A 13179-nucleotide genomic window follows, 5' to 3' on the forward strand; every position below is an offset into this window, starting at 1 on the left:
GGGTAAAGGGGTCGATCCGCGGACGCCGAGGTCAGCAGCACGGCTGCGGGAGAGGTCCGACTTCGCACACGGCGTCCCGACTTCGCACGCCGTGACCCGTGTTCGCACGGGTTGGAACGCGTGCGAGGACCGCAGACGGTGTGCGACGTCGGCGATCGCGATCCCGATGCAGCAGCCCGGGATCGGCACCCCGATCACCGCATGTGTCGCGCCCGTACCGTCGCACAACTCCCTCGTATCACCGCCCTGGACAGCGCCGGCGGCAGTTCTTGCACAGGCCTGATCGGGCGAGCGCCTGTACGGTTCCCGAGCCGGGTGGTCGCAGCGCAGCGAGGTGCCCGTGACCGTCGGGGTCGATCATCCAAGGAGGACACGTCGTGTTCCGCAAGCTGCTCGTCGCGAACCGCGGAGAGATCGCCATCAGGGCCTTCCGTGCGGCCTACGAGCTGGGCGTCTCCACTGTCGCGATCTTCCCGTACGAGGACCGCAACTCGTTGCACCGCGCGAAGGCCGACGAGTCCTACCAGATCGGCGAGCCCGGGCATCCCGTCCGTGCCTACCTCTCGGTCGACGAGGTGATCAAGGCGGCGCGCAAGGCGGGTGCCGACGCGATCTACCCCGGCTACGGCTTCCTGTCGGAGAACCCCGACCTCGCGGAGGCGTGCGAGGAAGCGGGCATCACGTTCGTCGGCCCGCCCGCCTCGGTGCTGCACCTGACCGGCAACAAGGCCCGGGCCGTCGCCGCGGCGCGCGAGGCCGGCGTTGCCGTGCTGGCCTCCTCCGAGCCGTCCGACGACATCGACACGCTCGTGGCGGGCGCCGACGAGATCGGCTTCCCGATCTTCGTCAAGGCCGTCGCCGGTGGCGGTGGGCGGGGCATGCGGCGCGTCCAGGAGCCCGCCGACCTGCGGGAATCGATCGAAGCGGCGATGCGTGAGGCCGAGTCGGCCTTCGGTGACGCCACCGTGTTCCTCGAGCAGGCCGTGGTGAACCCGCGCCACATCGAGGTGCAGATCCTCGCCGACGCGAGCGGCAACGTCGTGCACCTCTACGAGCGCGACTGCTCGGTGCAGCGGCGCCACCAGAAGGTCATCGAGATCGCGCCGGCCCCCAACCTCGATCCCGAGCTGCGCGACCGGATCTGCGCCGATGCGGTGAAGTTCGCCACCCACATCGGCTACGTCAACGCCGGCACCGTCGAGTTCCTGCTCGACGAGCGCGGCAAGCACGTGTTCATCGAGATGAACCCGCGCATCCAGGTGGAGCACACGGTCACCGAGCAGGTCACCGACCGCGACCTCGTGATCGCGCAGCTGCGCATCGCGTCGGGCAAGACGCTGCCGGACCTGCGCCTGACGCAGGACCTCGTCACGCTCAACGGCGCCGCGCTGCAGTGCCGCGTGACCACCGAGGACCCGTCCAACGGCTTCCGCCCCGACACGGGTGTGATCAGCGCGTACCGCTCGCCGGGCGGCCCCGGGGTGCGGCTCGACGGCGGCACCACGCACACCGGCGCCGAGGTCAGCGCCCACTTCGACTCGATGCTGGTGAAGCTCACCTGCCACGGCCACGACTTCCCCAACGCGGTGCGCCGCGCGCGGCGCGCGATCGCGGAGTTCCGCATCCGCGGCGTCTCCACGAACCTCCCGTTCCTCGCCGCGGTGCTGTCGGACCCCGACTTCCAGGCAGGTCGGGTCACCACGAGTTTCATCGACGAGCGGCCGGAACTGCTGCACGCGCGCCAGCCGGCCGACCGCGGCACCAAGATGCTGCACTACCTCGCCGAGACCACGGTCAACAAGCCCAACGGTCCGCGCCCGGTCGTCGTCGAGCCCGTCGACAAGCTGCCGCTGTGCGACGTGGGCGCGCCGGCGCCGGACGGCTCGCGGCAGCTGCTGCGCGAGCTGGGTCCCGAGGGGTTCGCCGCCCGGCTGCGCGCCCAGACGGCCGTCGCCGTCACCGACACGACCTTCCGCGACGCCCACCAGTCACTGCTGGCCACCCGCGTCCGGAGCCGGGACCTGCTGGCCGTCGCGCCGTACGTGGCGCGCACGGCACCGCAGCTGTTGTCGTTGGAGTGCTGGGGTGGCGCCACCTACGACGTCGCGCTGCGCTTCCTCGCGGAGGACCCGTGGGACCGGCTCGCGGCGCTGAGCGAGACGGTGCCCAACATCTGCACGCAGATGCTGCTGCGGGGGCGCAACACCGTCGGCTACACGCCGTACCCGACGGAGGTGACCGACGCCTTCGTCGAGGAGGCCGCGCAGACCGGGATGGACATCTTCCGGATCTTCGACGCGCTCAACGACGTCGAGCAGATGCGTCCCGCGATCGACGCCGTGCGTGCCACCGGCACCGCCGTCGCGGAGGTGGCGCTCTGCTACACCGCCGACCTGTCCGACCCGGGCGAGCAGCTCTACACGCTCGACTACTACCTGCGCCTCGCCGAGCAGATCGTCGAGGCGGGCGCGCACGTGCTGGCGATCAAGGACATGGCGGGCCTGCTGCGCCCGCCTGCCGCCCGCACCCTGGTCACGGCGCTGCGGGAGCGCTTCGACCTGCCGGTGCACCTGCACACCCACGACACCGCGGGCGGCCAGCTCGCCACGCTCGTCGCGGCGATCGACGCGGGCGTCGACGCCGTGGACGCGGCCGTCGCGTCGATGGCCGGCACCACGTCGCAGCCCTCGCTGAGCGCGCTGGTCGCCGCCACCGACCACACGGAGCGCGCCACCGGGCTGTCCCTGCAGGCCGTGGGCGACCTCGAGCCGTACTGGGAGGCGGTGCGGAAGGTCTACGCGCCGTTCGAGTCCGGGCTCGCGTCCCCGACGGGGCGGGTCTACCACCACGAGATCCCCGGCGGGCAGCTGTCCAACCTGCGCCAGCAGGCCATCGCGCTGGGTCTGGGCGACCGGTTCGAGCTGATCGAGGACCTCTACGCCGCCGCCGACCGCATGCTGGGCCGCCTGGTGAAGGTGACGCCGTCGTCGAAGGTCGTGGGCGACCTCGCGCTGCACCTGGTCGGTGCGGGCGTCGAGGCCAAGGACTTCGAGGCCGAACCGGGCAGGTTCGACGTACCGGACTCGGTGATCGGGTTCCTGCGCGGCGAGCTGGGCGACCCGCCCGGCGGCTGGCCGGAGCCGTTCCGCACCCGTGCCCTGGAGGGCCGTTCGGCGAAGAAGGAGGAGCCCGAGCTGTCCATCGACGACCGGCGCGGGCTGCGTGAGGACCGCCGGGCGACGCTCAACCGGCTGCTGTTCCCGGCGCCCGCCAAGGAGTACGCGCGCCACCTCGACGCCTACGGCGACACGTCGGTGCTCTCCACGAAGGACTTCCTCTACGGGTTGGAACCGGAGCAGGAGCACACGGTGGTGCTCGAGCAGGGCGTCACGCTCCTGATCGGGCTCGAGGCCATCTCCGAGCCCGACGAGCGCGGGTTCCGCAACGTGCTCGTCACCCTCAACGGCCAGATGCGCCCGGTCTCGATCCGCGACACGTCGGTCGCCACCGACGTCAAGGCCGCGGAGAAGGCCGACCGCTCCGACCCCCACCACGTCGCGGCGCCCTTCGCCGGGGTCGTGACGCTGCAGGTGGAGGAGGGTGCCTCCGTCGACGCGGGGCAGACGGTGGCCACCATCGAGGCCATGAAGATGGAGGCCTCGATCACCGCGCAGCAGGCGGGCACCGTCGGCAGGCTCGCGATCGGCAAGGTCCAGCAGGTCGAGGGCGGGGACCTGCTGATCGAGCTCACCTGATCGGCACGTCCGCGGTGGGGCCCGGCGCCGGGAAATCTTTTCGGCGCCGGGCCCCAACCTTTTCGGCTCCGGTTGCGTCGTAGGAAGTGTCCGGCGGATGGGGACACACTTCGGGGCCGCACTGCTGATCTCCGGGGGGCTGAACAGCATGACGGCCCCGAAGTGCCGTCCGCCGTCGACGATGGGACAGACTCCAGGCGTGACACGGATCGTCGCGGGCAGCGCGGGGGGCAGGCGGCTCGCCGTGCCACCGTCGGGGACCAGGCCCACCTCCGACCGCGTGCGCGAGGCGCTGTTCTCGGCGCTGGTCCACGATCCCGGGCTCGTCGGCGCGGCGGTGCTCGACCTGTGCGCGGGCTCGGGCGCGCTCGGGTTGGAGGCGCTGTCGCGGGGTGCGACGCACGCGCTGTTCGTCGAGTCCGACCGCCGCGCTGCCGGCGTCCTGCGCCGCAACGTCGCCGACGTCGGACTGCCCGGCGCCACGGTCCGCGCCGCCACGGCCGCGTCGGTGCTGGCCGGGCCGGCCGACCGCGCCTACGACGTGGTGCTCATCGACCCGCCCTACGACGTGCCCGACGCCGAGATCGCCGGCTGGCTCACCACCGCCGACGGCAACGGCTGGCTCGCCCCTGAGGCCGTGGTGGTGGTGGAGCGGGCCGCGCGGACCGGGCCGTTCGCCTGGCCGGAGCCGCTGCAGCCGGTGCGTGAGCGTCGTTACGGCGACACCGTCCTGCACACCGGCGGGCGGTAGTGTCCCGGCTCGTGAGGCTTTCGCGATGAGGCGGGCAGTCTGTCCAGGTTCGTTCGATCCACCGACCAACGGCCATCTCGACATCGTCGGCCGGGCGTCCGCGCTGTTCGACGAGGTCGTCGTCGCGGTGCTGGTGAACAAGAACAAGAAGAGCCTGTTCAGCGTCGACGAGCGCATCGCGATGCTCACGGAGATCGTCGAGCCCTACCCGAACGTCACGATCGGGTCGTTCCACGGGCTGCTCGTCGACTACTGCCGGGCCAACGACATCCGGGCCATCGTCAAGGGCCTGCGCGCGGTCACCGACTTCGACTACGAGCTGCAGATGGCGCAGATGAACCAGCAGCTCTCGGGCGTGGACACGCTGTTCATGTCCACCAGCCCCGAGTGGAGCTTCGTCGCGAGTTCGCTGGTCAAGGAGGTCGCCACCTACGGCGGCGACGTCGCGCACCTGCTGCCGGAGTCGGTGCACCGGCGGCTCGTGGAACGCATCGCCGAGCGGGCCTGAGCTTGTAGCAGCTCCGAGCGGTCCGTGCCGGGTGGGACGCTCAGCGTCACCCGGTCGGAACTTGACACGCGGGCGCCGTGCCCAATACAGGGCCAGACCACCGCGCGGTGAGAGGATCGCTCTCGTGTACCGGGTCTTCGAATCGCTCGACGCGCTGGTCACGGTCGTCGAGGAGGCACGCGGCGTGCCGATGACGTCGAACTGCGTGGTTCCCCGCGGCGACGTGCTCGAGCTGCTCGACGACGTCCGGGAGGCGTTACCGGGGGAGCTCGACGACGCGCAGGACGTGCTCGACCGCCGCGACGAGCTGGTGGACGACGCCACGCAGGAGGCCGAGCAGACGCGCTCCAGCGCGCAGTCCGACGCCTCCGACGCGATCGCGCAGGCCAGGGCGACGGCCGAGCGGCTCGTCGCCGACGCCCGCGCCGAGGCCGAGCAGACGCTGGCCCAGGCCCGCCACGAGGCCGAGCGGGCCGTGGCCGAGGGCCGCCGGCAGTACACCGAGTTCACCGACCGTGCCCGGGCCGACGCCGAACGGTTCGCGCAGTCCGGCCGGGAGGCCCACGACCGGCTGCTGTCCGACGGTCACGCCGAGCAGGCCCGGCTCGTGTCGCAGTCCGAGGTGGTGCAGCAGGCGCACGCCGAGGCGTCCCGGATCCTCGACTCGGCAGGTGCCGACACCGAGCGGCTGCGCCGCGAGTGCGACAGCTACGTCGACGCGAAGCTCGCCGAGTTCGAGGACACGCTCTCCAAGGCGTTGCGCACGGTCACCCGCGGGCGCAGCCAGCTCTGGCGCGGTGGGTCGCCCAACGGATCGCCGGTCGGGGCGCCCCTGAACGGGCGCACCGGAACGGGCATGGACCTGATCGACTGACCGGCCCCGTCGAGATCCGTGAAGTGATCACCTTGTTGTGCCGAACGCTCAGCTCACGGCGCCCGTACGGGGTATTCTCGCCCGGTGGTGCGGCGCCAGGTCGAGCCTGACCCTTCGACATGGTGGGACCGGTATGGACACCGGCTCGAGTACGCGGAGGAGGGTGCCGATGCGGGTCCAGCAGAACCGAGGAGTGCAGTGAACCGACCGGGCCCTCCGGCCGACCCGCGCGCACAGCGGGCCGAGCCCATGAGCGCGGCAGAGCTCAACAGCGAGACGATCCTGCGGGCCCGTCCCGACGAGCCCGGCCACGGGTGGCGTCGCGCCGTCCTGCGCATGTCCGGCGGCAAGATCAACCCCGGTCCGAGCGACGACGAGCTGCGCCGCCGGGAGATCCTGCACCGCATCCGCCGTCCGCTGCTGCAGTCGCACCGGATCGCCGTCACGTCCATCAAGGGCGGCGTCGGCAAGACCACGGCCTCCACGCTGCTCGGGCTCGTGATGGCGGAGAACCGCGGCGACCGCGTCGTCGTGCTCGACGCCAACCCCGATGCCGGCACGCTGGCCGACCGCCTCACCGGCGAGTCGTCGGTCACGGTGCGGGAGCTGCTGCGCGACCTCGACCGGATCCACTCGTGGACCGAGGTCTCGCGCTACACCAGCCTCGCGGGCCGGTTGCAGGTGCTCGCGTCGGAGCAGGATCCGGCCGCGGGCGACGCGTTCAGCCGCGAGGAGTACGAGCACATCTGCGCGCTGCTCGACCGGTTCTTCAACGTCATCATCACCGACTCGGGCACCGGGCTGGTGCACTCGGCGATGGAGGGCACGCTGAAGCTGGCCGACAGCGTGATCATCGTCGGGGCCCCGACGGTCGACGGTGCGGGCCGGGCGAGCAAGACGCTCGACTGGCTGCACGCACACGGCCACGGCGTGCTCGCGTCCCAGGCGGTGGCGGTGCTGTCGTGCGACCGCACCAGCGCCGACGTCGACCTCGGGCGCATCCGCGAGCACTTCCTCGCCCGGTGCCGCGCCGTCGTCGAGGTCCCGCACGATCCGCACCTGGCCACCGGCGGCCGGGTGGAGCTCGCGCGCCTGCGCCCGGCCACCAGGGATGCCGCGTACGAGCTCGCGGCGCTGATGGCTGATCGATTCGGCACGTGACGTCGCTACGGCGAGTTCGGGGGAGCACGAAGTGAGCAGGGGGAGCCGGTCGATGATCGGCCAGCACAGCACTGACGGGGAGCGCCGGTGACCAATCACCAGCCCACCGATCCACGGGGGATCCCGGGCGTCCCGGTTGCGCCACCGCCCGCACCTCCGTCGCGGCCCGCACCGCGGCCGGGTGCCACGAGCTCAGCAGAGCTCACCGAGGACGCGATCGTCCGGTTCCGCAGCGACCGCCCGCAGCACGGGTGGCGTGGTGTCCTCTACAAGACCACCGGCGGTCTGATCAACCCGGGCATCGGCCCGCTCGAGAAGATCCGCCAGGACCAGCTGCGGCGCATCCGCAGGCCGCTGCCCGGCTCGCACCAGATCGCCGTCAGCTCGATCAAGGGCGGCGTCGGGAAGACCACGGTGGCCGCGTGCCTCGGGTTGGTGCTGGCGGAGAACCGCGGCGATCGGGTGATCGCGCTCGACGCCAACCCCGACGCTGGCACGCTCGCCGACCGCCTGACGTCGGAGACGTCGGTGACGGTGCGCAACCTGCTCGACAACCTGGCCTCCACCCACTCACTCACCGACGTCGCGCGCTACACGAGCCTCGCCGGCCGGTTGCAGGTGCTCGCCTCCGAGCAGGACCCCGCGATGAGCGAGGCGTTCAACCGCGAGGAGTACGAGCAGGTGTGCGAGGTGCTCACCCGCTTCTACAACGTGGTGATCACCGACTCGGGCACCGGTCTCGTGCACTCCGCGATGGAGGGCACGCTCGCGCTCGCCCAGAGCCTCGTCGTGGTCGGCGCCCCCACCGTCGACGGCGCCAGCCGCGCCAGCAAGACTCTCGACTGGCTCATCGCCCACGGCTACGCCGCGATGGTGGCCGACGCCGTGGTGGTGCTGAGCTGCGACCGCACGAGCAAGGAGGTCGACACCGAGCGCCTCCGCGGGCACTTCGAGGCCCGGTGCCGCGCAGTCGTCGAGGTGCCCCACGATCCGCACCTCGCCACCGGCGGGCGCATCGAGGTGGCGCGCCTGCACCAGGACACCCACGACGCGTTCCTCATGCTGGCGGCGCTGCTCGCCGACCGGTTCGGGGTGCCGCGCCTGCCCGCTCCACCGCCGCCGACGACGGTGCCGAGCCTGAGCTGAGCCGGCCTCCGGCCGGACACAACGAAGCCGGGTGCCACCACCCCCGGAGGTGGAACGCACCCGGCTTCGTCGACGGCGCAGACGTCGCCAGACTTCTTGCCGTCGAACTCGACAGTAGCGCCTCGGTGCTAGCTCTTCGAGGTGTTCGACTGCTTGGCAACCGAACCGGAACCGCCGGATCCCTGCCCGCCCGAGCCACCCTGCCCGCCCGAGTCACCCTGCTTGCCCGCGTCGTGCTGCTTGCCCGTGTTGCGATCGCCGCCCTGCGCACCCTGACCGGCGCCGTTGCCGTCCGAGCCGCCCAGCCGCTTGCCGATCTCGTCGCTCGCCTGCTTGACGACCTCGGCGGCCTGGGCGCGCTGCGCCTTGGTGAGCGGCTTGGAATCGCCCTTGCCGCGGTGGTCGCCCGAGTGATCGTTGCCCGTGTGGCTGTTGCCGCCCTGGTTCCCGCCAACGTTCCCGTTCCCGTTCCCGCTACCGTTTCGGGACGGGTCGTTCTGCGAACCCGGAGTTGGGGATCCCGGCTTCTGGTTGCCGGGTTTCTGGTTGCCGGGCTTCTGGTTGCCGGGCTTCTGGTTGCCGGGCTTCTGGGGATTCCCCACGCCCGCATTGCCGGGGCCGTTCTGGTTGCCCCTGCCGACGATGCCACCCACGACGCCGCCGATGATCCCGCCGCCGTTGTTGACACCGCCGTTGTTGCCCTTGCGATTGACCTTCCCGACCGGGGTGCGCTTGTGCTCGTGGGAGTCGCCGCCCCGCTCGCCACCGCCCCGCTCGTCACCGCCCCGCTCGCCACCGCCCAGCACACCACCGACCGTGTCGGCGACCCGGCTGATCGGGCGCGTCACCGTCTCCACCGGGTTCGACCCGTCATGGGAGCCGGCGTTGCCGGAGTCGGGGTTCCCGGGGTCGCGACCGCGGGAACCGCCGTCGCCCGCGTCCTCGTCGTGGGAGCTGCCGCGATCGGACGCCGACGGCCCGGACACGACGTCGGCCACGGTGTCGACCGTCTGGCCGACGGCCCGGACCACACCACCGACGGGACCGGACGGCTTGTCGGCGACGGCCGGAGCACTGCTGCGGGCGGTGTCGGCGGATCGCGCGGGAGCCGGCGTGGCGGCTGCCGCGTTGTCCCGACCCGACGGCGCCGACCGTGCCGTGTCCGGAGCGGGCGCCTGCGCGAGCACGGCAGGCGGGCGGTCGGGGGTGTGGTGATCGTCGATCAGGGCCTGCACCTGCCGGACCACCGGAGCGCTCTGGTCGGTGGTGTCGGGCAGCGGCGCGGCGAGCGCCTTGTCGACCCCCGCACGCAGGTTCGTCAGCTGCTCCACCGAGTGATCGCGCTGCTGGACCCGCAGCTCCCGCTGAGCGTTGAGCGCCTGCACCGAATCGGGCGCGCCGGCCGGGGCGGTGGCGAGCGCGCGCTCGATCGCGCTGAGCTCGTTCTGCGCCGCGGTGAGGTCGGTGGTGGCCTGCGGGAGCGACTGCAGGGCCGCCAGCTGCGAGCGCAAAGCGGCCTGCTGCTGCTCCAGCAGTGACTTGCGGGCCTGCAGTGCCTGCACGGCCGCGGGCGGCTGCGCACCGCGGACGTCGGCCGGGAGGTTCTGCCACGCCGACTCCGTCTGCGTGACGGAGTTGAGCTGCTTGGTGATCGACACCAGCGCGATCTGGGCGCGGTTGGCCCAGTCGCCCGCATCGACCGGTGCTTTGGCCTGCTGCGGCGTGGGGTCCTGCGGGGTGCTCAGGGAGGCGTTGGTGACGACGTAGCTGCTGCCACCGATGACGAGGCTCGCGACAGCGATGCTCGCCACCGCGCGCTGGCGACGCAGCACGGCGGCCAGCTTGCGATCGCGGGGCTGCTTCTTCTTCGCGGGGCGGGTGACACTGCGCCGCGAGACGATCGTGACGACGGGACCGTCGGCCAGCGGCGAGCGCGCGGGTGCGGCGGCGGGGCCGGCCACCGTGGCGGCCGGTGCCGGGAGCTGGACCGTGCGCTCCTCGGACGGGACGCGCGGCGCGCGACGGGGCGTGGCCACGGGCGGCGCAGCCGGGGTGTTTGGCGCGGTCGGGGCGGCATCGGTGCGGCCCGGATCGGTGCGGCCCGGATCGGTGCGGCCCGGATCGGTGCGGCCCAGCCGCGGGGGTGCGAGCGGCGGCACCGGGAGCCGCGGTGCCGAGATCGGCGGCGGGGTGGCGGACGCCGCGGGTGCGACCGGTGTCGTGACAGCTGCTGCCGCTGCCCCCGGGAGGCTGATCGGAATGGTCGCCTCGGCCGGGCCGGACGGGGCGGCCGGCTTGGCGGCAGGCGAGGTGGGCGCCGCGGAGTCGGCCCGCGCGACGTGCCGGAGCTTGCGCGCGGCGGCCCGGTGGGCCGCGGTGCAGTACAGCCGGGGCGGCCCGCCGTCCTGCGGCTGTTCGATGACGGAGGTGCAACCCGGAAGGGCACATCTCGTGGGTTGGTCGGTCATGCAGTCCCCCTACACAGCCCCAGCTGCCACGCCGCGATCACGCACTGCCGCCCCACCCGTGGGGCGACCGCGGTGCTCAGCAGTCGTGGCTACCCGGATCCACTCGTGGGCCCGAGTTGTCGCGGGCCCCCTGCACATCGCCTATCGCCTGCTGATGTCCCCCCATTACGGCGGAATGTCCGCATCAAGACTCGGCGATCAGACTACGGACCGCCTTACGCGCGCGCGAGCAGGATTCGAAGATCGTGAAAGCCTTGTCGCGGTGAGTGTTCGAGCCGGTGCCCACGGTGATCTGGACTGGCGGAAACGGCCGATTTCGCCACCCCATTGTTGCGCCGACAAATTGCGGCTGCGGTCTCCGCTGTGGTCACGTCGGGGAGCTCCGACACCTGACCGTTGTAGGATCCGTCGTCAGGACGGTACCGGCGGAAGCGAGGGTGATGGAAGGGCTCGCGGCCGACCGGGCGCTGCTGGTGCGCACGAGCACGGCGGAGCGCGTGGCCGGCATCCTGCGGGGCCGCATCCTCGAGGGCTACTTCCCACCCGGCACGCGACTGGTGGAGGACAGCATCGGCGCGGCGCTCGGTGTCTCGCGCAACACGCTCCGGGAGGCCTTCCGGTTGCTGTCGCACGAGCGCCTGCTCGTCCACGAGCTCAACCGCGGGGTCTTCGTCCGGACGCTGACGACGGCCGACGTGGAGGACCTCTTCCGGCTCCGACTGATCATCGAGGGCGGTGCGCTGCGCGGGATCCGGCGTCGGCCCGCCGGCTGCGACCGGGTCGCCGCTGCCGTTGCCGAGGGCGCCGCCGCGCTGGCCCGCGACGACACGGCCGGGCTCGTCACCGCCAATCTCCGGTTCCACCAGGCGCTCGCCGCGCTCGCCGGGAGCCGCCGCGTCGACGAGCTGATGGACGGCCTGCTGGCCGAGGTCCGGTTGGTGTTCCACGCGATGGCCGACCCGCGCTCTTTCCACGTGCCGTACCTGGCGCGCAACCGGGAGATCCTCGCGGCGCTGGAGGCGGGCGCCGGCGACGAGGCCGCGATGCTGCTGGACCGCTACCTGAACGACGCGCGCAGCGAACTGGTGGCAGCGCACCTCTGAACCACGCCGCGCGCCGATGCTCGGAGCGGGTGGCGCGGGCGGTGAGTGCGTATGATCGCCGAACGCGACAACGCCGCCGAATTGTGCCGGCCGAGAATGCGAACCGGGGGAAGTCGAAAGTGGCCATGCAGGTGAGCGACCATGCCTAAGAAAGCACGCGGAACGACGCAGACCATCCCGTTGCGTCCCGGCGCAAGCGGTCGTGTTGCGGTCGTCGACCCCGGTCCGGTCTCGGAACTGACCGATTTCACGATCGTGCGGCCCCGGCCGGCCGAGCCGGTCGGGGGCTGGCGGCGCGCCGTGTTCACGGCCAGCGGCGGCGTCATCAACCCCGGGCCGGGCCCGGCCGAGGAGCGGCGCCACGAGCTGACGCTGCGGGCCCGGCGACAGCTGCCGGGCGCCCACCAGATCGCCGTCACGTCGCTCAAAGGTGGGGTCGGCAAGACCACGGTGTCGGCGGTGCTGGGGCTGATGCTCGCCGAGCACCGCGGTGACCGGGTGGTCGTGCTCGACGCCAACCCCGATGCAGGCACCCTCGCCGACCGGCTCACCGGCGAGATCGACGTGACCGTCCGTGATCTGCTCCAGCACATCGACGACATCGAGGCGCTGCCCGACGTCGCCCGCTACACGAGCCTCGCGGGCCGTCTCCAGGTCGTGGCGTCCGAGCAGGACCCCGCGATGAGCGAGGCGTTCAGCCGCCAGGAGTACGAGCAGGTGTGCGCGGTGCTCACGCGCTACTACAACATCGTCATCACCGATTCGGGCACCGGCCTCGTCCATTCCGCGATGGAGGGCACGCTCGCTCTCGCCAATGGATTGGTCATCGTCGGTTCTCTCACCGTCGATGGTGCGGGCCGCGCGAGCAAGACGCTGGACTGGCTCGAGGCGCACGGCCATCACGAGGCCGTCGCCCGTGGTGTTGTCGTCCTTTCCCGCGACCGCACGAGCAAGGAGATCGACGCGGTGCGCCTGCGTGAGCATTTCGAAACGCGGTGCCGCGCCGTGGTCGAGATCCCGCACGATGCGCATCTGGCCACCGGCGGTCGCATCGAACTGGGCCGGTTGCGCCCCGCCACCTCCGATGCGTTCCTCGAACTGGCGGCACTGGTCGCCGACGATTTCGGGATCGCCGGATCGGGTCCGCTGGGCGGCTGAGACCGAATCGGGGGTCCGGTTCGACGATCATGGATCGGGATCGATGGGTCGGGCATTCGGGGTCGGCGGCCCGCTGTGCTGCACCGATGCCGGAGCTTGCCGGGCGGGCCGCTGCGTGCGTCTCCGGGTCTGCCGCATCTTGATCGTGGGAGAGCGAAGAGTCGGCGCGAAGGGGAGGACAACCGGGCCGCCGCTCTGCTAGCGTTCGAACCGGTTGATCCTCCGGGGTCGGCCACGGCGATCGGTCCACCGCGT

At 72.0% G+C, this 13179-nt stretch carries 9 protein-coding genes; 8 read left to right on the forward strand and 1 reads right to left on the reverse strand.

Features of this window, described 5'->3' with window-relative positions; genetic code table 11:
- Nucleotides 1–377 precede the first annotated feature (377 nt).
- The 6 genes from ACFPFQ_RS36495 to ACFPFQ_RS36520 all read left to right on the forward strand — a co-directional run bounded on the left by ACFPFQ_RS36495 (nt 378) and on the right by ACFPFQ_RS36520 (nt 8195).
- Nucleotides 378–3755 (forward strand): pyruvate carboxylase, encoded by a 3378-nt coding sequence (locus ACFPFQ_RS36495; RefSeq protein WP_379627260.1) that lies wholly within the window; start codon nt 378–380, stop codon nt 3753–3755.
- A 199-nt stretch (nt 3756–3954) separates the two neighbouring features.
- The gene (gene rsmD, locus ACFPFQ_RS36500; protein ID WP_379627262.1) at nt 3955–4506 is read left to right on the forward strand and encodes a 16S rRNA (guanine(966)-N(2))-methyltransferase RsmD; all 552 of its coding nucleotides are present in this window, start codon (nt 3955–3957) and stop codon (nt 4504–4506) included.
- Between the two features lie 25 nt (nt 4507–4531).
- Nucleotides 4532–5014 carry a pantetheine-phosphate adenylyltransferase gene (gene coaD / locus ACFPFQ_RS36505; RefSeq protein ID WP_379627264.1) on the forward strand — a complete coding sequence of 161 codons (483 nt, stop codon included), beginning with the start codon at nt 4532–4534 and terminating at the stop codon, nt 5012–5014.
- Nucleotides 5015–5138: 124 nt separating this feature from the next.
- Nucleotides 5139–5888, forward strand: coding sequence for a DivIVA domain-containing protein (locus ACFPFQ_RS36510; RefSeq protein WP_379627266.1), 750 nt, complete (start codon nt 5139–5141; stop codon nt 5886–5888).
- Nucleotides 5889–6137: 249 nt separating this feature from the next.
- Nucleotides 6138–7049 carry a MinD/ParA family ATP-binding protein gene (locus tag ACFPFQ_RS36515; protein ID WP_379627268.1) on the forward strand — a complete coding sequence of 304 codons (912 nt, stop codon included), beginning with the start codon at nt 6138–6140 and terminating at the stop codon, nt 7047–7049.
- An 87-nt stretch (nt 7050–7136) separates the two neighbouring features.
- Nucleotides 7137–8195 carry a MinD/ParA family ATP-binding protein gene (locus ACFPFQ_RS36520; RefSeq protein WP_379627270.1) on the forward strand — a complete coding sequence of 353 codons (1059 nt, stop codon included), beginning with the start codon at nt 7137–7139 and terminating at the stop codon, nt 8193–8195.
- Nucleotides 8196–8323: 128 nt separating this feature from the next.
- On the opposite strand, the gene ACFPFQ_RS36525 is transcribed toward ACFPFQ_RS36520, so the two are convergent.
- Nucleotides 8324–10663, reverse strand: coding sequence for a hypothetical protein (locus tag ACFPFQ_RS36525; RefSeq protein WP_379627271.1), 2340 nt, complete (start codon nt 10661–10663; stop codon nt 8324–8326).
- 440 nt (nt 10664–11103) lie between these two features.
- Between ACFPFQ_RS36525 and ACFPFQ_RS36530 the strand changes: the two genes are divergently transcribed.
- Both ACFPFQ_RS36530 and ACFPFQ_RS36535 read left to right on the forward strand, forming a co-directional pair.
- Complete coding sequence (locus ACFPFQ_RS36530) at nt 11104–11766, forward strand: GntR family transcriptional regulator (RefSeq protein WP_379627279.1); 663 nt, start codon at nt 11104–11106, stop codon at nt 11764–11766.
- Nucleotides 11767–11907: 141 nt separating this feature from the next.
- Nucleotides 11908–12924 carry a MinD/ParA family ATP-binding protein gene (locus tag ACFPFQ_RS36535; protein ID WP_379627272.1) on the forward strand — a complete coding sequence of 339 codons (1017 nt, stop codon included), beginning with the start codon at nt 11908–11910 and terminating at the stop codon, nt 12922–12924.
- Nucleotides 12925–13179: the final 255 nt, after the last annotated feature.

This window comes from Pseudonocardia sp. GCM10023141 (assembly GCF_042653605.1).

Excerpts from the sequence above, each read along its gene's own strand:
- ACFPFQ_RS36535 (WP_379627272.1), top strand. The coding sequence starts at position 11,908 with ATGCCTAAGAAAGCACGCGGAACGACGCAGACCATCCCGTTGCGTCCC.
- coaD (WP_379627264.1), top strand. The coding sequence starts at position 4,532 with ATGAGGCGGGCAGTCTGTCCAGGTTCGTTCGATCCACCGACCAACGGC.
- ACFPFQ_RS36530 (WP_379627279.1), top strand. The coding sequence starts at position 11,104 with ATGGAAGGGCTCGCGGCCGACCGGGCGCTGCTGGTGCGCACGAGCACG.
- ACFPFQ_RS36525 (WP_379627271.1), bottom strand. The coding sequence starts at position 10,663 with ATGACCGACCAACCCACGAGATGTGCCCTTCCGGGTTGCACCTCCGTC.
- ACFPFQ_RS36515 (WP_379627268.1), top strand. The coding sequence starts at position 6,138 with ATGAGCGCGGCAGAGCTCAACAGCGAGACGATCCTGCGGGCCCGTCCC.